The 22463-nt window shown below is 52.2% G+C and carries 15 protein-coding genes and 1 pseudogene; 8 read left to right on the top strand and 8 right to left on the bottom strand.

Translation table 11 applies throughout. The features are described 5' to 3' along the window. Positions 1-21: 21 nt before the first annotated feature. Positions 22-855 (top strand): uroporphyrinogen-III C-methyltransferase, encoded by an 834-nt coding sequence (cobA, locus tag HAV38_RS13720; RefSeq protein ID WP_168055938.1) that lies wholly within the window; start codon positions 22-24, stop codon positions 853-855. Between the two features lie 566 nt (positions 856-1421). Here cobA and HAV38_RS13715 read toward each other — a convergent pair. Continuing rightward, the gene (locus HAV38_RS13715) at positions 1422-1823 is read right to left on the bottom strand and encodes a hypothetical protein (protein WP_168055937.1); all 402 of its coding nucleotides are present in this window, start codon (positions 1821-1823) and stop codon (positions 1422-1424) included. Positions 1824-1972: 149 nt separating this feature from the next. Between HAV38_RS13715 and HAV38_RS13710 the strand changes: the two genes are divergently transcribed. After that, complete coding sequence (locus HAV38_RS13710; protein ID WP_168055936.1) at positions 1973-2254, top strand: hypothetical protein; 282 nt, start codon at positions 1973-1975, stop codon at positions 2252-2254. Positions 2255-2530: 276 nt separating this feature from the next. On the opposite strand, the gene HAV38_RS22115 is transcribed toward HAV38_RS13710, so the two are convergent. The 4 genes from HAV38_RS22115 to lptF form a co-directional block, all read right to left on the bottom strand. Then, positions 2531-2662, bottom strand: a complete 132-nt coding sequence (locus HAV38_RS22115) for a hypothetical protein (RefSeq protein ID WP_260326421.1) — start codon at positions 2660-2662, stop codon at positions 2531-2533. 409 nt (positions 2663-3071) lie between these two features. Beyond that, entirely contained in the window at positions 3072-3470 is a 399-nt protein-coding gene (locus HAV38_RS13705; RefSeq protein WP_280730152.1) for a sirohydrochlorin chelatase, read from the bottom strand. A 58-nt stretch (positions 3471-3528) separates the two neighbouring features. Next, positions 3529-4659: an LPS export ABC transporter permease LptG gene (gene lptG, locus HAV38_RS13700; RefSeq protein ID WP_168055934.1), complete on the bottom strand. Its 1131-nt coding sequence runs from the start codon at positions 4657-4659 to the stop codon at positions 3529-3531. Further along, the gene (gene lptF, locus HAV38_RS13695; RefSeq protein ID WP_168055933.1) at positions 4656-5789 is read right to left on the bottom strand and encodes an LPS export ABC transporter permease LptF; all 1134 of its coding nucleotides are present in this window, start codon (positions 5787-5789) and stop codon (positions 4656-4658) included. Before lptF ends, lptG begins: the two co-directional genes overlap by 4 nt. A gap of 37 nt (positions 5790-5826) precedes the next feature. Between lptF and HAV38_RS13690 the strand changes: the two genes are divergently transcribed. The 4 genes and pseudogenes from HAV38_RS13690 (at position 5827) to arsH (ending at position 18556) form a co-directional block, all read left to right on the top strand. Beyond that, complete coding sequence (locus HAV38_RS13690; RefSeq protein WP_168055932.1) at positions 5827-7338, top strand: leucyl aminopeptidase; 1512 nt, start codon at positions 5827-5829, stop codon at positions 7336-7338. Between the two features lie 805 nt (positions 7339-8143). Beyond that, the gene (locus tag HAV38_RS21940; RefSeq protein WP_168056008.1) at positions 8144-17116 is read left to right on the top strand and encodes a glycoside hydrolase family 94 protein; all 8973 of its coding nucleotides are present in this window, start codon (positions 8144-8146) and stop codon (positions 17114-17116) included. Positions 17117-17374: 258 nt separating this feature from the next. After that, positions 17375-17707 (top strand): annotated as a pseudogene (gene arsC / locus HAV38_RS21935) (arsenate reductase (glutaredoxin)); the annotation flags it as partial. 147 nt (positions 17708-17854) lie between these two features. Further along, positions 17855-18556 carry an arsenical resistance protein ArsH gene (gene arsH, locus HAV38_RS21930; protein ID WP_245182368.1) on the top strand — a complete coding sequence of 234 codons (702 nt, stop codon included), beginning with the start codon at positions 17855-17857 and terminating at the stop codon, positions 18554-18556. A 45-nt stretch (positions 18557-18601) separates the two neighbouring features. Here arsH and HAV38_RS13675 read toward each other — a convergent pair whose 3' ends face one another. Then, on the bottom strand, positions 18602-18988 hold the full coding sequence (locus HAV38_RS13675; RefSeq protein ID WP_245182356.1) for a type II toxin-antitoxin system VapC family toxin: 387 nt from the start codon (positions 18986-18988) through the stop codon (positions 18602-18604). 287 nt (positions 18989-19275) lie between these two features. Here HAV38_RS13675 and HAV38_RS13670 point away from each other — a divergent pair, with 287 nt between their 5' ends. Next, positions 19276-20676, top strand: a complete 1401-nt coding sequence (locus tag HAV38_RS13670) for an MATE family efflux transporter (RefSeq protein ID WP_168055929.1) — start codon at positions 19276-19278, stop codon at positions 20674-20676. 61 nt (positions 20677-20737) lie between these two features. On the opposite strand, the gene HAV38_RS13665 is transcribed toward HAV38_RS13670, so the two are convergent. Further along, positions 20738-21124 (bottom strand): type II toxin-antitoxin system VapC family toxin, encoded by a 387-nt coding sequence (locus HAV38_RS13665; protein WP_184013419.1) that lies wholly within the window; start codon positions 21122-21124, stop codon positions 20738-20740. 2 nt (positions 21125-21126) lie between these two features. After that, positions 21127-21366, bottom strand: a complete 240-nt coding sequence (locus HAV38_RS13660) for a type II toxin-antitoxin system Phd/YefM family antitoxin (RefSeq protein WP_168055928.1) — start codon at positions 21364-21366, stop codon at positions 21127-21129. 465 nt (positions 21367-21831) lie between these two features. On the opposite strand from HAV38_RS13660, the gene HAV38_RS13655 reads away from it, so the two are divergent. Beyond that, positions 21832-22455, top strand: a complete 624-nt coding sequence (locus HAV38_RS13655; RefSeq protein ID WP_168056006.1) for a pilus assembly FimT family protein — start codon at positions 21832-21834, stop codon at positions 22453-22455. The last annotated feature ends 8 nt before the right edge of the window (positions 22456-22463 follow it).

The raw sequence follows: 22463 nt of genomic DNA, 5'->3' as shown, positions 1-22463 counted from the left end.
ACTTTTGATTTAGACCTGACTATGCGATCCACTGCCGCTGTACCTGCTACTTCAACCGATACGACGACCGTTCCACCATCCGCTTCCGGCGATTTTGGCAAGGTCTGGCTGATCGGCGCAGGCCCGGGTGCTGCGGACCTGATAACGGTGCGCGGTGCGCGTATTCTGGCGCAAGCCGACGTGGTGTTGCATGATGCGTTGGTCACCGACGATATGTTGGCGTTGTGTCCTCAGGCGATCAAAATTTTGGTGGGGAAACGCTGCGGCAAGCTCTCCACCGCACAGCAATTCATTAACAAGCAAATGGTCGACAGTGCAAAAAAACATGCATTGGTGGTCCGTTTAAAAGGTGGCGATCCAATGTTATTCGGTCGCGCCGATGAGGAGTTGCGGGCATTGGAGCTGCTTGGGATTGAAGTCGAAATCATCCCAGGTATCACCGCCGCCTTAGCAGCTGCTGCATCGTCGCGACAGCCGTTAACCAAACGTGGTGTGTCGCGTAGTGTTGCCTTCTTTACATCGAGCACAGCGCCGGGTGAGGCTGATCAAACCACGATTCCGAATTGCGATACGCTGGTTCAGTACATGGGCGGTCGTGAAGCTGCTACTACAGCGCAACGGTTGTTGGCCCAGGGTCGTGTCTCTTCCACGCCGGTTGTGGTGGTTGAAAATTGTAGTCGCGATAATGAGCGTATTTTTCGGTTGGAATTGGGTCGGTTGGAAGGTGGATTGGCGCAATGTGAAGGGCCGGTATTGGTGATGATTGGGGAGGCGTTGAGGGAGCGGGTTCGTCTTATGGCTACTGGTGATAGTCTCGACGTTGACGGTGATCTTGAGCGGCGGGATGTGGCTTAGCGTTTAGGTCTAAGCTTGTGGTTTTGGTTTTGGTTTTGGTTTTGGTTTTGGTTTTGGTTTTGGTTTTGGTTTTGGTTTTGGTTTTGGTTTTGGTTTTGGTTTTGCTTTTGGTTTTAGTTTGTTCGTCGTTAGATAAAACGGATTCTACTCCGTGGGTGCTGGCCAGGAGCGGCCCGGCGGCCAGTTACTTCTTTCTTGCTTCGGCTAGGCGCCCCCGCAGAAAAAGTAACCAAAAAGAAGGCGACCGCAGAGGTGCTGCCCTCCCGTTGGGCGGGTCCCCAATTATTTCGACTATCAGTCGGGTCGAAATACCAACTCGCTACGCTCAAACATGTATTGCGACAATTCCCGACTGACAGCCGAAATAACCGGCAACGCCTATGACGGGGTAGGTCAAGAGCAACAGCCTTTATCCTTGATGAAATGTAGTTTTGCAGAATGTCATCTGCGATTTTAGTATGTCAACCGGTCCTAATATATAAAAAAGGGATACCGTGAAAACGGTGTCCCTTGCTGTGTTTTGGGCGGCTCGACTGTGGTGTAGGCTGCTGTACCGGTGATCTCAGTCATTGCGCCCGCCTTTTTTGGTGGGCCGCTACCGTATCTGTCATCAAGTCGCCCATGTCGCGCATCAGTTGGGCTTCGACAGTCAGGTGTCGGATAATTTCTCCTATGGCGGAAACAGTGCTGCCATTGACCGTACATTCGGCATTACACGCAGCAATGGACAGGACCTCGCCAATCGCTTCCAGTCCGCGAGAAATAACTTCTTGCGCGTTGTCTGCGTGCCTGGCGATGGCTTCTGCTTCCAGTGACTGATCATCGGTGATTGGTGCATGGGGTGAAACATCGTCATCGATAGCTTTGAGCAGAAAGCCAATCTCATACGGTGCGCGCTCAACGCCGCGAAAATGGGGATTAGTTTTTGGTATAACTGGCGCTTGATTTGGCGTGATGGGCTTGGTCATGTTGCACCGCCGGTGAATGCGGACAGGGCTACCATGGCGGTAGAGTACGGGGTCAGGCGTTGAATTATTTTTAAGCGGGATTGAGTGGACGTGACGATGTTAGGCATTGTGGCCTCCGTAGGTAGCTGTAATCCGCCCATCATCGCCAAATGATGGTGGCGGAACTGGACAGGGTTGGCGAACCGGCACCTACAGCAACCGGCATACCCGAAGGTATCCCCACCCAGCTCGCCATTGAAGGAGTGCCAAGGGTAAGCAGACGTAAAAAAACCGCATTGCGCGGTGTGTCCGCTGTAGGTGCTCAGGTCGCCAAACCCGTTCCCCTTTTTCTCAGGGACAAGCAAACCATAGCGGAGATTTTGCGGGAGCGCAAATCTTATTTGAAAAATGGGGTAGTGTTTGATTGGTTAGTTCGGTTGATCGGTAGCTAAAATGGTTAGTGCTCCGTGGATGCTGATCGGGGGTGGCCCGATAGCCAGTTACTTTTTTTTGCTTCGCCAAAAAAAAGGCGACCGCAGAGGTGCTGCCCTCCCGTTGGTCGGGTCCCCGATTATTTCGACTATCAGTCGGGCCGAAATACCAACTCGCTTCGCTCAAACATGTATTCCGACAATTCCCGACTGACAGCCGAAATAACCGGCATCACCTATGACGGGGCAGGTCAACAACAACCGCAACCGCCGCAGCCTTGTTGATTGGATGGCTGATTATCTTGGTTGCGGTCCTTGACGTTGCTGTTGCTGTTGCTGTTGCTGTTGCTGTTGAAGTGGCCCTTGACCTACCCCGTCATTGGCGCTGCCAAGTGTTTTAGTCGTCAGGCGGGAATTGTCGGAATACATGTTTGAGCGTTAGCGAGTTGGTATTTCGACCCGACTGATGGCTAAAACGTTTGGGGACCCGAAGGGCAGCGTCGTTGCGGTCGCCTTTTTTTTGGTTACTTTATTTGCGGGGGGCGCCTAGCCAAGCAAAAAAAAGTGACTGGCTATCGGGCCACCCCCGATCAGCATCCACGGAGCACTAACCATTTTAGCTACCGATCAACCGAACCAAGAAAAACTGGCCGCCGGGCCACTCCCGGCCAGCATCCACGGAGAGCTAACCGTTTTAGCTATCGATCAACCGAACCAAGAAAAACTGGCTATCGGGCCACCTCGACTAGCATCCACGGAGCACTAACCATTTTAGCTATCGAGGGACCAATTTAGACTTCGCACATCTTGCGCTCTCCATCTGCACCTTTTTCAATCCCTACAAACTAGCCACGCAATACCGCGCAATCGCGCCCAACACCTCTGGCTGCTCGCCCACCGCTTCAACAGTTTTAATCCCCATTTCGGGATACTGCCCGCGCGCCTGTTCCACTAGCAGCGGCAAGTCACTTTTCACGTGAGCGCCCTGCCCTAAAAATACGGGGACTATGCTGACTTCCGTTATGCCTTTGGCGGAAAATTCGGCGAGGAGTTCGGGCAATTGCGGCGTCATTAATTCTAAAAAAGCCAAAACCACCCGGACATCCGGCAATTGTTCCTGAGTGAGCTGTTGTAAACGCTCGAACGGTTCTGCCCAACTGGCGGCGCGTGCGCCATGGGCGAATAGGATTAATGCTTGTTTTTTCATGTGAATCGCAGCCTCCTGACAAAATTGTATAACGCTTGAAGAAACAGTTGAAGAAACGGTTGGACTGACCTGCAAAGAATTTGCAGCGCTAATGCCGCTCGACACGCGACAACGCCCCGATCGCGACCACCATAAACAAGACGCTTGGCACTGCCGCAGTAATCAGTGGCGGCCAGGTATTGAGCAAGCCCAGATGCGAAAACAGACTGTTCACTAGTTGAAAGCTCAGGCCAATCATAATACCGGTAAATATCTTAAGGCTAACGCCACCTGCCCGGAAATGCAAATAGGCAAAAGGCAGCGCCAGTGCCATCATTACAAATATCGATAACGGATATATGACTTTTTTCCAGAATGCAATTTCATAACGCTCGGTGTGTTGACTATTTTCGGCCAAATGCTTGATGTATGCTTTTAAATCAAAAGCGGACATCCGATCCGGGTCGGCAAAAAGAACGGCCAGAATTCCTGGCGTGATTTCCGACACCATATCCTTCACTGGCATATTTTTGGTTGCGATCGCAGTATTAATGTCAGTCGATCCGCCATTAACAAAATCGGTCTGTACTACATTACTCAAGCGCCATACGTGCGCGCCGGCGTAAATACTGTGGTCCGCCAAAATAATGGCGGTGAGGTGGAAGTTCTGATCGAATTCATACACCTTTACCCCATGTAACTCGCCGTTGGGCAAGATGTCGTGAATATTAATAAAACGCGATCCGGTTACCTCGCCGGTAAGGCCATCTTTCTTGATAACATCCTTGCTCCACAAGCCGGATTTGAACTCTTGCGACAACGATGCACCTTTGGCACCCAGCTTTAATTTTTCGGCAAATTCAGCACTTTTAGGCGCGACAAACTCGCCGATGAGGACTGTTGCGACCACAAATAAAGCGCCAATTTTAAACAACATCATGGCCGACATCCGGGTCGACATACTTGAAACCCGCATGATCGTAAATTCGGAATGCGCGGCAAATTGTGCAAGTGTATAGATCGTCCCGATCAATACCGCAATCGGCATCAATTCGTACGCGTAACTAGGTAATCCCAGTAAAACGAAACCGAATGCGTGCTGTAACTTGTAGCCCCCGCGCCCGACCGCCTGCAACTCGTTCATTAAATCGAAGAACGCAAATAGCGCCAAAAATGCGGCCAGTGCAAACAACACCGAGCGTACGATCTCATTGAGAAAATAGCGTTGCAGGACTTTCATGTTGCCGCCGATTTTTTAAGTAGGCGGGCATGCTTGATGGCAGACCAGACGACCAGAGGATGGTAGCGGCTATTTACTTTTAACCGCCATGAGAACAAGAACACAATCAATCCGAGCACCACCAAATGTACGGGCCACCAGGCCATGAGGAAGGTTGATCGGCTTTGAACCACGGTCGCCTGGAAAAAACTTACCATATTGCTATAGGTTACAAATAATAGCAGTGCAATGATCAGGCTAGCGGAACGGCCTACGCGTGGATTCACAAAGCTCAGCGGTATGGCAAGCAACATCAAAAACAGGGCCATTACCGGTAACGACATCCGCCACAATAATTCGCCCATATTAAAATTATTCGGTGTTTTTAATAATTCACTGGTAGGCAGCGCCCGCGCGGACCTGTCGCCGCTGAGCGCTTGCGATTCGCTAGCGACCAGCGTGCCGTAACGCTCAAACTCCATAATCCGGAAGTCGCTTTGCTGTCTGGTATTGTCGTAACGGCGTCCCTGCGACAAAATCAGGAATTTATCGCCTTTCTTATCTAGCTCAATCGTTCCCTCTTTCGCGATCACGATACTGTTCTTGCCCTCGGTCTGCGTGTTAATAAAGACGTTTTTGACCTTATTACTGTTGCCTTCCAAGCCCTCGACGAAAAAAATACGATTGCCCGCAGCCGATTCCTGAAATTTACCGGGGGAGACTTTAGACAGGTCTTCGCGCTTTTCAAAGCGCTCGCGATACTGGGCGCTTTGCGTGTTGGCCCATGGCGTGGCGACAAAACTGAGAAGGGTCGTCAATATGACTATCGGCAGGCCGAACAGCAGTACTGGCTTAATCCATTGCGTCAGGCTCAGGCCAGACGCAAACCAGACGACCATTTCGGAATCCTGATAACTGCGCGTGACCACCAGCAGCACGGAAATGTAGCCCGTCAGGATCAGAATAACCGGCAAATAATTCAGTGCCTGAAAACCGATGAGAGCGATGACATCTGCGGATGCGATCTGGCCACCAGCCGCTTGTCCAAGAATCTTGATCAACATGACGGTGATGGTTATTGTGAAGAGCGTGGTGAACACGGCGCCTGCCGTACTCAACAATTCGCGTCGAAGAGCGCGCTGAAAAATCATGGGGGGACTATAATTGAGGATCGATAAGGAGTAACTGATGGACTTTAGCATAAAAACACACGACGCAAAAACCTCAATTGCCACGCTCAAATCCGGCTGCATCGTAGTGGGGGTCTTCGAAAACAAAAAACTCACGCCAGAAGCAGAAGCACTTGACAAAAGTGGAGAAATCACGGCAGCACTAAAGTCGGGTGACATTTCGGGTAAACCGGGCTCTACACTCCTGTTGCGCAAAATCGCTGGCGCCATCGCCGAGCGTATATTACTAATCGGCCTGGGTCCGGAAGGCGACGTTTCAGATAAAATTATTTCATTGGCTGCCCTGTGCGTTGCACGCGTGGCGACCACACTGGGTGCTAACGACGCTGTTATCGCGCTACCTTTGGCCAGCATCAAAGAACGCAATCAAGCCTGGGGTATCCGCGCCACCGTGCAAGTTTTGCGCGATGGCGAGTATCGTTGCGATGGCCTGAAAAGCAAAAAAGACGCTGCACCAACCGGCGTCAAGAAGTTCGCCTTTCTGGCTACCGCATTACAAACTGCTGACGCGAAAGAAGCGCTGGCACAAGCTATCGCCCTCGCCAATGGCACCGACCTGACTAAGGATCTGGGTAATTTGCCCGGCAATTTTTGCACACCGACTTACCTGGCTACCGCCGCCAAGAAGTTGGCAAAAGAGTTCAAACTCGACGTTGAGGTGCTGGATCGGAAACAACTGGAAGCGCTCAAAATGGGCAGCTTTTTATCAGTTGCCCGCGGCAGCGATCAGCCTCCCAAATTCATCGTGCTAAAACATATGGGCGGCAAAGCCAAGGATGCTCCGGTCGTGCTGGTTGGTAAAGGTGTTACGTTTGACTCCGGCGGCATCTCGATCAAACCCGGTCTGAGCATGGATGAAATGAAATATGACATGTGTGGCGCAGCTACCGTATTAGGTACTTTGCGCGCGATCGCCGAAATGAAGCTGAAGTTAAACGTCATCGGCGTCATTGCTGCGACTGAAAATATGCCATCCGGCAGCGCCACCAAGCCGGGCGACGTCGTGACCTCCATGTCAGGCCAGACCATTGAAGTACTCAATACCGACGCCGAAGGCCGTTTGGTCTTATGCGATGCGTTAACGTATGTTGAACGCTTTAAACCGTCTGCCGTAGTCGATATTGCCACCCTCACGGGCGCCTGCATTACTGCTCTTGGTCATCATAATTCGGGCCTGTTTACCCGTCATGACGAGGCGCACGACACCTTGGCCAATGAATTGCTCAGCGCCGGTAAAGCCACCGGCGACACCGCTTGGCGCATGCCGATTGAAGAAAGCTACAACGAGCAATTGAAGTCGAACTTTGCCGACATGGCAAATATCGGCGGCTCTGCTGGTGGCAGTATTACCGCCGCGTGCTTTCTGGAGCGATACACAAAGAAATACACATGGGCCCATCTGGATATCGCTGGCACTGCCTGGAAAAGTGGCGCCGCGAAGGGGGCAACTGGTCGACCAGTGCCGTTGCTCACAAGCTTTTTGATCCATCGTGCAGCGCTGGCAAAGTAATAATCGGTTAACGTTGCACGTTAGCTGAAGGACTTGCATTAAGGATAGGTGGGCAACGATTTAGGTTGCTCACCTATTTTTTTGCGCCCGTCATTTGTCCACCTCCTAATCGCCGTGTCACGTAAAGCATAACTTTCTTGTCGCCAATACATTGCAAGAGAGTTCCTGAAGTCACTAATTTTCCTCATCCCATCGAACGTAGATTTAGTTTTCAGCGCGCATTTAGAATCGCAAGTCAGTATCGTTAATTATCTCGTCTCAATTAACCTGTCAATAAAAATTGATAAATATGCAACTTGCATTACGGTTCAATACCTGTAGGATAAGTAGAAATATTATCATTATATAAATTTTATTTTTGGCGTTCTCATGCAATAACTGATTTATTTGGTTTTTTTCTGGCATCGTTCGCCAATTTTTAATAGAATTTTAGCTGCTCCATTTTTTTCGGAACAGCATCACATCTCTCGTTAAAACGTTTCTGCTCAAGCAAACCGGGATCATAAACAGTCGCGATGGCCACTGCTCTTCTGTCGCCTCCTCTATGATAATCAAATCCTAAAGCGGCCCTGTAATTAAATATTACCGCCGTGCTCTCTATGCAACAGTCGGAGCATCTCCCCGCTGTCGCGCCTCAAATAGACAGAAAGGTGCACCTGAATTGAAAGCATATCTCAACAACTTGCTAGGTGAACTGGATCATACGATCCGCCACTTTACCGACCGTTTCAGCGCCAACACCACGCTCTCAAAGACCGCCGCCGATGAACGTCCACTGCGGGCAGAGCTTTTTAGCGGATTACAGATGGAGCAGCACGGCAAACTGCTCGCCACTGATCATAAAATCAATCCTGAACCGAGCCCAGACCAGCTGTTGCCGCGTTTGGCCGACAACGAGCGAGTGCTGATGCATGCGTCCACTCTGCTCATTGAGTCGGTAAAGGTCAACCGTCAGATCACCCCTGCCGCAGAGTGGTTGCTGGATAATTTTTATCTCATCGAAGAGCAAATACGCACGGCCAAACGTCATCTTCCAAAAAATTACAGCATGGAGTTGCCGAGACTACTTGACGGACCCTCTGCGGGGTTTCCGCGAGTCTACGATATCGCGCTGGAAACAATTTCGCACGGCGATGCGCGCGTCGATCCAGAAAATCTCAGTCGTTTTGTTGCCGCATATCAAAAGGTTATGCCGCTTAAAATGGGCGAGTTGTGGGCTATTCCTATCATGCTGCGCTTAGCGCTGATCGATAATTTGCGCCGCGTAGCTGCAAGGCTGGCAATCGGTAGCCAACACCGTAATCTGGCTGACTCTTGGGCTGACCAGATGACGGAAATACTGGAAACCGATCCCAGCAGCCTGATTCTGATTATTGCCGACATGGCGCGCTCCGACCCGCCGATGGTGGGAGCGTTCGTGGCAGAACTGGCGCGCCGTCTGCAGGGGCAAGGACCGGCGCTGGCGCTACCGTTGACATGGATCGAACAGCGATTATTACAATCAGGCGAGACCGTCGAGCAACTGGTATTGACTGAAATACAGCAACAGGCGGCGGATCAGGTTTCAATTAGCAACAGTATCGGCAGCCTGCGTTTTCTGGCGACGATGAACTGGCGGGAATTTTTTGAAACCATGAGTATCGTTGAGCTGACGCTGCAAAACGATCCTGCGGAAGTCTATGGAAAAATGGACTTCGCGACGCGCGATCAGTATCGGCATAGTGTCGAGCATCTCGCTAAACACTCACACTTTACCGAGTTGGAAATCGCGCAGCAAACGATCCTGTTTGCGCATGAGGCGGCAACGCAACTATCCGGGGCAGCGCAGGATAGCCACGGATTCGGGGCCGGTGATGCGACACTTGATCCGCGTAAAGCGCATATTGGGTATTACCTGGTCGATGTCGGTGTACGCCAAATAGAAAAAATTGCGGCAGTGCGGCGCGTCGGGCTGGAGCGTTTTATAAAATCTGCCAGTGCTATACCGCTACGACTGTATCTGGGCGGGATTGCCGTCCTGACTTCGTTACTGACTGCGGGCCTGCTGTATCACGTCTACATCTACGCTTATCCGCAGCACACCCAAAAATGGCAACTGCCTATTATCACCGTTCTGGCGCTGATCGCCACCAGCCACCTGGCGCTGGCGCTGGTCAACTGGCTCGCGACGATGCTATCGAAGCCGCAACGCCTTCCCCGAATGGATTACTCAGAAGGTATTCCGGCAGAATCCAGAACGTTGGTGGTCGTGCCCAGCATGTTGATACACCCGGAGAGAATCGACGATTTATGTGAGGCGCTGGAAGTACGATTTTTAGCTAATCGTGATCCGCATCTACACTTTTGCCTGCTCACCGATTTTCGCGACGCCTCCAGTGAAGCCCTGCCTGAGGATACATTGCTGCTCCAGATGGTGGCGCAGCGCATTGACGAACTAAATGATAAATATAACCCTGAACACCGCAACACTTTTTTCCTGTTTCATCGCCCGAGGAGGTGGAATCCGCAAGAAAATATCTGGATGGGGTATGAACGCAAGCGCGGCAAACTGGCGCAATTAAACGCCTGGTTGCGCAGTGGGACTGCAAGCGCCCATTTTGATAATGCCTTCATGAAAATTGTGGGCAAGCCCGAAGTGCTGTCCAATATCAAATATGTCATCACGCTGGACACGGATACGCTATTGCCACGCGATGTCGCATGGCAACTTTCCGGGGCCATGGCGCATCCGCTTAACAGACCGTTTTATGATCCGGCGCTACAGCGTGTAACGGCCGGATACGCCATTTTGCAGCCCCGCGTCGCCAACAGTTTGCCGCGTGCGGACACGTCCTTTTTCGCACGATTATACGGTGGCGAATCCGGAATTGACCCTTATACCCGCGCTGTCTCCGATGTGTATCAGGATTTATTCAAAGAAGGATCGTTCATAGGCAAAGGCATTTACGATGTCGATGCCTTTGAACATGCCTTGGCTGACCGCCTGCCAGAGAACCAAATTCTGAGTCACGACCTGCTCGAAGGCTGCTATGCACGGTCTGGTTTGCTGTCTGACATTCAGCTGTATGAAGAATATCCAAATCGTTTTGGTACCGACATTAGCCGTCGCCATCGCTGGATTCGCGGCGATTGGCAAATCGCCGGATGGCTGCGCCCCCGCGTAACCGGTGGCGACAGTAGCCAGCCCCGACAGCACAATTATTTATCGGCCTTGTCGCACTGGAAGATATTCGACAACCTGCGACGCAGCATGGTCCCCGGCGCATTATTCTTACTAATGATTTTTGGCTGGACGCTATTCAACGCACCGTTTTTCTGGACCATGACGGTCCTGGGGATCATCATTCTGCCCTACATGATCGGGTCGCTGATTGATCTGTTGCGCAAGCCCAGCGATGTCCTGCTAAGGCAACATTTAAGAGCGGTCCTGGACAGCAGCGGAAATTACTTGATCCAGGCATTACTGGTGCTCGCCTTTCTGCCGTATGAAGCAAGTTTCAGTACGGACGCGATTGTGCGCACCTGCTGGCGCATGCTGATATCCCGCCGCCGCATGCTGGAGTGGAATCCGTCCAGCGAGATCAGTCGTCATGGTGCCAACGATCTGCTCGGCAGCTACCACGCCATGTGGATGGAACCGATGCTGGCGCTTGCCATCGTGGCCGTTATTCTTGTGGCAGCACCGCAGGCGCTGATTATCGCCGCACCGTTACTCGTTTTGTGGATCATTGCGCCGGGCATCGCATGGCGCATCAGTTGTCCGCAGGTCCCGCCGCCATCGCAACTGACGGACGAACAGCACCGTTTTCTACGCAACCTGACGCGCAGAACGTGGGCTTTTTTTGAAACCTATGTCGGTCCGGAGGATAACTGGCTGCCGCCCGATAACGTGCAGGAGCAACCCGTCGCGGTCATTGCACACCGGACCTCGCCCACCAATATCGGGATGGCGCTACTAGCCAATCTTGCCGCGCATGATTTCGGCTACATATTGTTGGCACAATTGCTGGAGCGCACGGATAATACCATCCGCACGTTACTCACGCTGGAGCGTCATCGGGGTCATTTTTATAACTGGTACGATACGCAATATCTAAAACCGCTACAGCCGATGTACGTATCGACGGTTGACAGCGGCAATCTGGCTGGTCATTTGCTGACATTGAAGGCCGGACTCAACGACTTGAGCGATCAGCCGATCATTGGCAAACAATGGCTAGTCGGACTACAGGATACGCTTTCAATTTTACAAGAAGCCATCAACGCTGCTGAAACGTTACCGGCTAAAGCGGCCAATGAATGTATCGCCTTTCATGTGGAGCTGGCGGCAGCCTGCGCCTCGCCGCCGATCAGTCTGATGGCGTTGCAAACGGTCATCGATCGACTAACTTATGGCGCACTGGAAATTGAAAGCGCTGTGCAAATCAGCCCGACTTCGGAGATCGCATGGTGGACGCGCGCGCTGGTACATCATTGCCGCGAAGCAAGCGCGACGCTGGCATGGCTGGCACCCTGGATGATGCTGCCGCAGCATGCGCACTGGATGACCGAGTTGCCGCATCTGAATCACATTCCGACCATGCGCGATTTGCTGGCCTTGAGCGCAAGGATGCAGCAAACCGAACAAAGGGCGTTCGCTGAAAGTACCCTGAGGGTTGCCGATCCTGTGGCAGCTACTGTGGCAAATTCGGTTAGCGCTATGGATTACGCCAATCGGAATAACTCTCATTTTGGGGATGTAAATAATGACGCGAATGAAAATCAGGCTACTACAATCCTGTCCGCGTCCCCCGTTAGTTCACTGCTTGGCAGCGCCGACCAAAGCGATCATCTGGCTGAGATCCACGCCTGTGTAGAAATGGCGGCGCAGCGCGCCACCACCTACATCAAAACTATTGCGCGACTGACGCTTGAATTAGGCGAAATAGCGCAGATGGAATACGGATTTTTATACGACCGCGCCAGCCATTTGTTGGCGATTGGTTATAACGTAAGCGAGCGCCGACGCGACGCAAGCTACTACGATTTGCTGGCCTCGGAAGCGCGTCTATGCAGTTTTGTTGCCATCGCTCAAGGCCAGCTTCCCCAAGAAAACTGGTTCTCACTCGGACGCCAGCTCACCACCGCTGGCGGCGCGCCGATTCTGCTATCGTGGAGCGGTTCGATGTTCGAATATCTGATGCCGCTGCTCGTGATGCCCACCTTTCACAAGACGCTGCTCGATCAAACTTATCGTTCCGCGGTCAAACGCCAGATCGACTATGGGACCCAAACGGGCATGCCTTGGGGAATCTCAGAGTCTGGCTATAACGCTTTCGACGCTAGCCTGAATTATCAATACCGTGCCTTCGGCGTGCCCGGCCTGGGACTCAAGCGCGGCCTGGCAGACGATCAGGTGATCGCACCTTATGCATCGGTATTAGCATTGATGGTCGCGCCGGAACAAGCATGCGTTAACTTGCAGCGCCTGCATGCCGATGGTTTTCAGGGCAAATACGGCATGTATGAAGCCATCGATTACACGCGCGCCCGACTTCCGCGCGGTCAGTCGCACGCGCTGATTCGGTCCTTTATGGCGCATCATCAGGGCATGAGCTTGCTGGCGCTGACTTACCTCTTGCTCGATAAACCGATGCAACGACGTTTTGCTTCGGACCCGCTATTTCAGGCCACTATGCTATTGCTGCACGAGCGCGTGCCAAAGGCCAGCGCGTTCTACTCCAATAGCACTGAACTGGCGGAGATACGCACTGTCGCGGCCATCACGCAAGAAATGCCGGTTCGCATACTAAGCAGTGCTCACACCGCCATTCCTGAGGTGCAGTTGCTCTCCAATGGTCGCTATCATGTGATGGTCAGCAATGCCGGTGGCGGGTCCAGCCGCTGGCGCGATCTGGCGGTTTCACGCTGGCACGAGGACACGACTTGCGACAACTGGGGGGCATTCTGTTATATCCGCGATCTGAGCACTGGCGTCTACTGGTCCAGCACATTTCAGCCTACCCACAAACTGGCGCAAGGTTACGAGGTCATCTTTTCCGAGGGTCGCGCTGAGTTCCGACGCCGCGATGTGGGCGACGGCTACGATATCGAGATGCATACCGAAATCGTCGTGTCGCCGGAGGACGATATAGAGTTGCGCCGCAGTCGCATTACCAATCGCTCACGTAGTCGCCGATCCATCGATATCACCAGCTATTCGGAAGTCGTACTGGCACCGGCAGCGGCCGACAGCGCCCATCCAGCGTTTAGCAATCTGTTCGTTCAGACGGAAATATTAGAGGACCAGCGGGCGATTCTATGCACCCGCAGACCACGTTCAATCGATGAAAAACTGCCGTGGATGTTTCATTTAATGGCGGCACACGGCGCCAAAATCGATGTCGTGTCCTATGAAACAGATCGCATGCAATTTATCGGACGTGGTCGTACCGTCGCTGCACCGCAAGCGATGCTGAGTCACCATGCGCTATCAGGCAGCCAGGGCTCGGTGCTGGATCCGGTCGTAGCAATCCGCTACCGCATTACGCTAGCCCCGGAGCAGACGGTCACCATCGATATCGTCACCGGCGTGAGTGAGACGCGCGATGGCGGCCTGACGCTGATAAATAAATATCAAGATCGTCATCTGGCGGACCGCGTGTTCGATTTGTCATGGACCCATAGTCAGGTCATCCTGCGCCAGATAAATGCTACCGAAACCGACGCCCAGTTATACGGGCGATTGGCAAACTCCATCATTTATGCCAATAACGCGTTGCGTGCGGACGCCAGCATATTGATGAAGAACACGCGCGGTCAATCCGGCCTGTGGAGTTATGCTATCTCCGGCGATTTACCGATTGTCCTGCTACAGATGAAGGATGTCGCCAACATTGAACTGGTTCGGCAACTGGTGCAGGCCCATTCCTATTGGCGTCTGAAAGGATTGGCGGTTGATCTGGTCATCTGGAACGAAGACCATGCCGGTTACCGGCAATTGCTGCAGGACCAGATCATGGGACTGATTGCCGCGGGGATTGAAGGCCATGTCGTTGATCGCCCCGGCGGTATTTTTGTCCGTCCCGGTGATCAAATTACCAATGAAGATCGCACCCTGCTGTATTCGGTAGCGCGCATCGTCCTCACCGATAGCGGCGGCACGCTAGCTGAACAACTTAATCGTCGCGGTGCCATGGAAAGCCGCGTCCCCCGTTTGAGCGCCAGCAAGGCGCCGTCAATACAACCGGTCAATGCGCTAATTCAGCGTAGCGATCTGATATTGACCAATCCGTATGGTGGCTTCATCCCAGATGGTCGCGAATATGTCATCAATACCGGCGCGCATCAACAAACCCCTGCGCCATGGGTGAACGTGCTGGCCAATGCCGAATTCGGCACTATCGTTTCTGAAAATGGCATCGCCTATACATGGGGCGAAAACGCGCATGAGTTTCGTCTCACGCCCTGGTATAACGATCCAGTCAGCGCTGCCAGCGGTGAGGCTTTTTTTCTGCGGGATGAAGAGACAACCGAATACTGGTCGCCGACGCCGCTCTTATCTACCTACGCAGCTGCCCCCCCATCTGCCCATGCATTTTCCAACGCGTCGTCGAACCCTTTTTCTAGCGCCGCCGCGATCTCCCGGAGCGCGGCTAATGGTCACTCAAGCTCCGCAACGCCCTACGTCACCCGTCACGGTTTTGGTTATAGCGTATTTGAACATGTCGAGAACGGCATCGCATCCGCACTCTGGATATACGTTGCCACCGATGATTCGGTGAAGTTCTCTGTGCTTAAATTACGCAATGATTCTGGCCATACCCGCAAGTTGTCTGCAACCGGTTATGTCGAATGGGTATTAGGGGATTTGCGCGAAAAATCCATGATGCATGTCGTCACGGAAGTCGATCCCCATAGTGGTGCATTGTTTGCCCATAACGCCTACAACACAGAGTTCGGCCAGCGGGTGGCTTTCTTCGACGTTGACGATCCAAATCGTACGGTGACGGGAGATCGCAACGAGTTCATCGGTCGCAACGGATCATTGCAACAACCGCAGGCGCTGGAACGGACGCATTTATCGGGCAAGGTAGGCGCGGGGCTTGATCCATGCGCCGCCATACAGGTGCCATTTACGCTCGCAAATGGAGAAAGCAAGCAAATCGTCTTTATGCTGGGATTATCCAAAAATGGCAGCGCGGATGCGAGCGCTCTGGTGCGCAAACTACGCGGGAGCGCCGCCGCTCATAGCGCTCTGGATGCCGTCCATCGGTATTGGGATCAAACCCTCGGGGCCGTACAGATTGACACGCCCGATACCTCGCTCAATGTACTTGCGAACGGCTGGCTGATGTATCAAACCATTGCTTGCAGACTTTGGGCGCGCAGTGGCTATTATCAATCTGGCGGTGCCTTTGGTTTCCGCGATCAACTGCAAGACGTTATGGCGCTGGTACATACGCAACCGCATTTATTGCGCGATCATCTTATACTTTGTGCAGCGCATCAGTTTGTTGAAGGTGACGTGCTGCATTGGTGGCATCCGCCCTTGGGTCGCGGAGTACGGACCAAATGCTCCGATGATTTCTTATGGTTGCCGCTGGCGACATGCCGTTACATTATCGCGACGGGAGATACGACCGTGCTCGATGAAATGGCGCACTTCCTGGAAGGCCGACCGGTAGGCGACAATGAGGATTCTTACTACGATCTTCCGGCCCATTCCACTACAACCGCGACGCTATATCAGCATTGCATGCGCGCGATCACCCACGGTTTGCGCTTTGGCGTCCACGGACTGCCGCTGATAGGGTCCTGCGACTGGAACGACGGGATGGATAAAGTGGGCGAGCATGGCCACGGTGAAAGCGTCTGGTTAGGCTGGTTTTTTTACCACGTCCTGGTTACCTTTGCGGGCATCGCGGCGCGGCATGGTGACATCGCATTTTCTGATCTTTGTCGGTCCGAAGCCAAAAAATTGCAGACCAATATTGAAACCAATGCCTGGGATGGCGAATGGTATCGCCGCGCCTACTTCGACGATGGCTCACCGCTCGGTTCCGCCACCAATCCAGAGTGTCAGATTGATGCTATCTCCCAAAGCTGGGCCGTTATCTCCGGCGCGGGCGACCCTGAGCGCGCCAAAAAAGCCATGGACTCCGTCGACCACCGCTTAGTCCGGCGCGAGGCAAGACTAATTCAGTTGCTGGATCCGCCGTTCGACAAATCCCCGCTCAACCCCGGCTACATTCGCGGCTACGCACCCGGCGTGCGCGAAAACGGCGGTCAATATACGCATGCAGCGATCTGGACCATCATGGCGTTTGCCGACCTGGGCGATCACCGCCGCGCATGGGAATTATTAGACCTGATTAATCCGGTCAAGCATGGACTTAGTGCAGAAAATATAGCCATCTACAAGGTAGAGCCATATGTCATCTCCGCCGATGTGTATGGCATCGCACCACATATGGGACGCGGTGGCTGGAGCTGGTACACCGGCTCCGCGGGTTGGATGTACCGACTGATCACTGAGTCCTTATTGGGTTTGAAACTAGAAAACGACCGGCTTACGATTACTCCGTGCATACCGCCTGAATGGACCAGGTTTTCGATACGGTATCGTTATCGCAGTACGAACTATCAGATCAACCTGACGCAACACGACGACGGAGCAAACCTGATGACCATCGACGGCGTATTCATCGCCCACCATTCGGTGCCTCTGGTTGATGACGAAAAGGAACATGTCGTAGAGATAAGGATGACGCGGCGGCCCGAACCAACTCTAAAATAACCGGTCCGGCACTGATTGCTGCAATCCTTCAGTCGATTGGTCTAACGAGCGCCTGACGGTTAAACTGTTGCTACAATTCTATAATTCTAATATTATAGAAATATAGAACTGAATCTTACAAAGCACTACGCGCTTAGAACGCACTCGACCCTTTAGCCGCACTAACTAAGGACTCACGACTAGCCATCTGTCGCTTGTTGGTATAGGTAACGAAGCGATGTAGACGACAGACACTTTATCACTAATGAGAGTCACGCCATGAGTATCACTATTTATCATAATCCCGCCTGCGGAACATCGCGCAACACGTTGGCCCTGATACGCAATACCGGCGCTGAGCCGGAGGTAATTGAATACCTTAAACACCCGCCATCGCTTGCCACGCTCACACAAATGATTGCCGATGCAGGTCTCACCGTGCGTGACGCGATGCGCCAGAAAGAGAAGCTATATACCGAACTCGCTCTGGACAATGCAACGCTGACGGACGCCCAGTTATTGCACGCCATGCTGACGCATCCATCGCTGATAAACCGCCCGTTTGTGGTGACGCCTGTTGGCACCCGTTTGTGTCGCCCGTCCGAATTATTACTGGACATTTTACCCGCCGCACAAACAGCACCTTTTACTAAAGAAGACGGCGAAGTCGTCATCAATGCGGAGGGAAAACGTGTTTCCAATCTGACTGAACAAGTAGTTAAGCACATTAGCGGACACCAGCCGGAAGCGCTCGTGATAATGCCCCACCTTCGGCCTGATCTGTTTCACAAGCCCGTGATAGCGGATTTTACGGGCGTTACGCGGTCCTCTCACGCACCCCGTTTTCTGCTGTTGTATGGTTCGTTGCGAGAAAAGTCCTACAGTCGTTTTCTTACCGAAGAAGCGGCGCGACTTTTGGAAGCAATGGGGGGCGAAGTCAAAATATTCGACCCACGCGGTTTGCCATTACCCGACGCTGAACCCGAGACCCATCCGAAAGTAGCAGAACTACGCGCGCTGGCGCAATGGGCCGAAGGCATGGTGTGGTGTTCGCCGGAGCGGCACGGTGCCATGACCGGCATCATGAAGGCGCAGATAGACTGGATTCCGCTGTCCATGGGCGCGGTGCGTCCGACGCAAGGCAAAACGCTGGCGGTCATGGAAGTCTCGGGCGGTTCGCAGTCGTTTAACGCGCTCAATCAAATGCGGATTCTGGGACGCTGGATGCGGATGATCACCATTCCTAACCAATCCTCGGTCGCCAAAGCCTTTTTAGAGTTTGACGATACAGGGCGCATGAAGCCTTCCGCCTATTACGACCGCGTGGTCGATGTAATGGAAGAGCTGTTCAAATTTACCTTACTCACTCGCAACGTTTCGTCGTTGTTAGTAGACCGCTATAGCGAACGCAAGGAAAGTGCGGAGGAATTAAGTAAACGGGTGAATCAAGTCGCGATCTGACACCGGTGAAAAGCCAGACCGCAGTTCGACAACGCAATTCGACAATTAACTTGTCCAGTCTTCCCGCTGCAGGTCTGGTACCAGATCGAACGCACGTTCATTTGTTACGAGGATTGCCCCAGTGCTCAGGGCGTGCGTTGCAATCAGCATATCCAGCGATGCCAGTATTTTGCCGTGCCCTTCCATCCTCGCCCGTAAGATTCCGTAATGTTTAGCGACCGCACTATCCCAAGACATGACATCCACGCGCCGCAAAAATTCTCGGACAGCCACGTGAAGTCGCTTTGCCTCTGGCCGCCTGGACAATCCAAAAAGCAGCTCACTCTCAGTAATAGCAGAAATACACAGGGACGCCATCGGCACTTTAAGTGTATTCCGCGCAACAACTGGATGCGATTTAATCAGACGACTTACAGTATTAGTGTCTAGCATGTATCGCTTCATTCACTCCATCCCTCAAAAGGGTCGCGATTTTGCTATCAAGATATTTACCAATTCTATTGCGGAGCAGTACGCGACTCGAAGGCGGTCACCTAAGCTCTTACGTAAAATCGTACCAGCAACCGAATTACCAATCCTGCCGATGTGTATGTGGCCCGGCAGGGCAGGCGACAAGAAACAAAACGCAATTGAAATGACTATACATAAGTCCGGTGTTTTAATTTACACAAATAATTGGTAAGCTAATCCGATAATTTCCCATCTATTGACCCCGTCCGATGAAACCAACTGCCCTGCGCTCTACCCCCTCGCTCATTGAAGGTCCGATAGCAAAAACCTTGTTCTTTTTTACCTTGCCGATTTTGTGCGGCAATGTATTGCAATCATTGAACGGATCGGTCAATGCGGTGTGGGTCGGCCATTATCTGGGCGAGGCGGCACTGACCGCGACCGCCAATTCTAATGCGATTCTGTTCTTTCTGATTACCAGCGTCCTGGGTCTCGGCATGGCGGCCACGATATTGGTCGGCCAAAGTCTGGGGGCGAAGAATAAAGATCAGGCTAAACGCGTTGTCGGCACCAGCGTCACATTTTTTCTCTCGGTATCTTTATTGGTGGCACTGTGCGGCCTGATATTTTCCCGCCGCCTGATGGAGCTGATGCATACGCCGCAGGATGCGCTGCCGTTGGCGGTCGCGTATATGCGCATTACATTTCTGGCATTACCATTTCAGTTTTCTACCATTTTTTTGACGATGATCTTGCGCGGTGCGGGCGACACCAAGACGCCTTTGAAATTTCAGATGCTATCGGTTGGTCTGGATATCGCGCTTAATCCACTATTTATATTTGGACTAGGCCCTATCCCAGCGCTAGGGATCGCAGGTTCTGCTCTCGCCACGCTGGTCGCCCAAAGTGTCAGCCTGAGCGCCCTCGTCAGCTATCTTTATTACAAAAAACACTTCTTGTGTCTGCACATCGGCGAAGGCCGCTACCTGCGCCCTGACCCGGCAATTTTAAAAGCCATGATACTAAAAGGGGGCCCGATGGGGCTGCAAATGATCGTCATATCGTTATCCATGATCATGATGATTTCTTTGGTTAATCATTTTGGCTCGGAGACCTCGGCCGCCTATGGTGCCTGCCTGCAATTATGGAATTATGTGCAAATGCCAGCACTCGCTGTCGGCATGGCCGTATCTTCGATGGCGGCGCAAAATATCGGTGCGCGCCGTCTGGATCGGGTGCAGCGGATAGCAAAGGTCGGCATCATGTTCAACTTTTTGATGACCGGCGGGCTGGTCACCTTAATCTATCTGTTTAACCACGTGGCGCTGTCTTTCTTTTTACCAGAGCATGTTAACGCGCTACCGATTGCGCAACATATCAACGCCATGGTCGCCTGGTCCTTTGTGGCATTGGGCGTTACCTTTGTGTTGTCGAGCGTGATGCGCGCCTCTGGTGCGGTGATGGCACCGCTGATTATTTTGTTCCTGGCGCTATGGTGCATCCGCCTGCCGTTTGCTAGGGCGCTGATGTACAGCTGGGGCGCGGATGCATTGTGGTGGAGTTTTGGGGTTGGCTCCGTCTCGGCAATGCTCATGTCCATGAGTTATTATCGTTTTGGCCCGTGGCGCAATGCGCACATGTTGGCAACGCCGCAACGGGGGACGACTTGAGGGGAGCGGTTATGCGGAAATCGACATCGCAGTAAGCTAAGCCAAATACTACGCCAATATGTCAAATCAAAATGATAGTATCGCTATACTTTGCCACTGTGACATCGTGTGTCAACAAACGCATCGGTTCTGCCAGCGCTTGCGCCACCAAAAGACGGTCGAACGGATCTTGGTGATGGTTTGCCAGCTCTCCCATAATGGCCGCATGTTCTGCCTCAACGACAAGAAATTGGTATCCTGCCTGGCGAAAATATTGTAATGCTTCTTGGCCTGATATTGGCATGACCTCTCTACCAAGACTGTGCTTGATCGCTATTTCCCACACATTTACGGCACTTATCCAAATGTTATTACGTGGTGCCGAAAGTAACTCACGCGCTTTAACAGAAAGCTTCGGATCGTCAGTAATAGCCCATAACGCCACGTGGGTATCGAGCAACAAATTCAAGATCAAATTCCCAGAAATAATGTGGCAACTTCATTGTTACAGGCGTCAATATTATCAGGCACCTTAAAGGCTCTTTTCGCCACGCCTATTCGCTGAGTGTTATCAACTAAACCGATGGACACTAATTTGGCGGCCGGACGACCATTTCTGGCAATGATAATTTCCCGTTCAGCGCCTTGCTCAATAGCCTCAACCAGACGCGACAAACTAGATTTGGCTTGTAGCATATTGACAATATGCATAGCGACACTCCTCAACATAATTAGTCTAGTCTAGCTAACTATATTCGCCAAACCAATTCTTATTTACGGCCCGATCAATAAGCTCCCAATCAGCTAGCGGATGCATGGGAACCCCGACGGCTGGCCTCATTCAATTATGTAATCGTCTATTTGTTCTAAGATTTATCTGTAGTCCACAGATAAGTCTCGGGGATTTTCAGATATTTCTCGCTCTGTTTTAGATCAGAATGATTCCTCGCAATAACAAAGATGGTGCCTGTTTTGCGTGAAAACGGTGATCGTTTTTTCCGTGCTTTATGTTCGACGTACTGGATGTACTGGATGTACTGGATGTACTGGATGTACTGGATGTACTGGATGTACTTGGTGGGCTGAGCGTGCTGGATGTACGTGCATGTAAAACCGGCCAACAGTGAACCTCTTTGGCCTTGATCTCTGTCCACCTTTTTATAAAGATAACGACACATGGATGGTGCTTACAACGGTTTTACAATGATTGAACTGATTGTGACACTAGGTATTTTCGGGATTATATTCTCGATTGCGCTACCGTCAATGCGAGATTTTGTGTTGGACTATCGAATTTCCAGCAACGTAAACGAGTTCCTGGCGGCAAATCAGTTAGCGCGTTCCGAGGCAATTAAGCGTGGGCGTCCGGTGTCCCTATGTATCGCAGGAACGCAGGAAGAAGATCCCGATGCGTGCTGTTTTCACACTAAGCTGACAATCGACGACATGATCGCATGCAACGCTCCAGAGCCCGGCGATCTGGAATATACCAAATGGCCGTGGGAAAGCGGTTGGCTCGTGATAGCCGATGAACACGGCAAGCAAAAAAGAATCCTATCCCGGCAAAGTAGTTTAAATAAAAGAACAGCCGACGATACGCCCGAGCGCATGACCGTCGTCACGACCGAGCCTTATCTGGTCTATTCGTCGACCGGCAGATTGGTGGCTCAAACCTGTAGCCCCAATCCGAAATTCTATTTTCAATGTAACAAAAATCATGGACGTCGGGTGTGCTTTGATAAAACCGGTCGTTCGCGAGTAGTTTTGCAAACTAGCGCCGCCACGCCCTCTTGCGCATGAGGCGTACC

Origin of the sequence: Glaciimonas immobilis, assembly GCF_011947285.1 — a bacterium.
In the GTDB taxonomy this organism is placed as follows: domain Bacteria; phylum Pseudomonadota; class Gammaproteobacteria; order Burkholderiales; family Burkholderiaceae_D; genus Glaciimonas; species Glaciimonas immobilis.
This window is presented reverse-complemented; position numbering and strand designations above follow the sequence as displayed.

Bases quoted from the DNA above. Each gene is read 5' to 3' on its own strand.
- cobA (WP_168055938.1), top strand. From the start codon at position 22: ATGCGATCCACTGCCGCTGTACCTGCTACTTCAACCGATACGACGACC.
- HAV38_RS13715 (WP_168055937.1), bottom strand. From the start codon at position 1,823: ATGACCAAGCCCATCACGCCAAATCAAGCGCCAGTTATACCAAAAACT.
- HAV38_RS13710 (WP_168055936.1), top strand. From the start codon at position 1,973: ATGATGGTGGCGGAACTGGACAGGGTTGGCGAACCGGCACCTACAGCA.
- HAV38_RS22115 (WP_260326421.1), bottom strand. From the start codon at position 2,662: ATGTATTCCGACAATTCCCGCCTGACGACTAAAACACTTGGCAGCGCC.
- lptG (WP_168055934.1), bottom strand. From the start codon at position 4,659: ATGAAAGTCCTGCAACGCTATTTTCTCAATGAGATCGTACGCTCGGTG.
- lptF (WP_168055933.1), bottom strand. From the start codon at position 5,789: ATGATTTTTCAGCGCGCTCTTCGACGCGAATTGTTGAGTACGGCAGGC.
- HAV38_RS13690 (WP_168055932.1), top strand. From the start codon at position 5,827: ATGGACTTTAGCATAAAAACACACGACGCAAAAACCTCAATTGCCACG.
- HAV38_RS21940 (WP_168056008.1), top strand. From the start codon at position 8,144: ATGGAGCAGCACGGCAAACTGCTCGCCACTGATCATAAAATCAATCCT.
- arsH (WP_245182368.1), top strand. From the start codon at position 17,855: ATGCCCCACCTTCGGCCTGATCTGTTTCACAAGCCCGTGATAGCGGAT.
- HAV38_RS13675 (WP_245182356.1), bottom strand. From the start codon at position 18,988: ATGCTAGACACTAATACTGTAAGTCGTCTGATTAAATCGCATCCAGTT.
- HAV38_RS13670 (WP_168055929.1), top strand. From the start codon at position 19,276: ATGAAACCAACTGCCCTGCGCTCTACCCCCTCGCTCATTGAAGGTCCG.
- HAV38_RS13660 (WP_168055928.1), bottom strand. From the start codon at position 21,366: ATGCATATTGTCAATATGCTACAAGCCAAATCTAGTTTGTCGCGTCTG.
- HAV38_RS13655 (WP_168056006.1), top strand. From the start codon at position 21,832: ATGGATGGTGCTTACAACGGTTTTACAATGATTGAACTGATTGTGACA.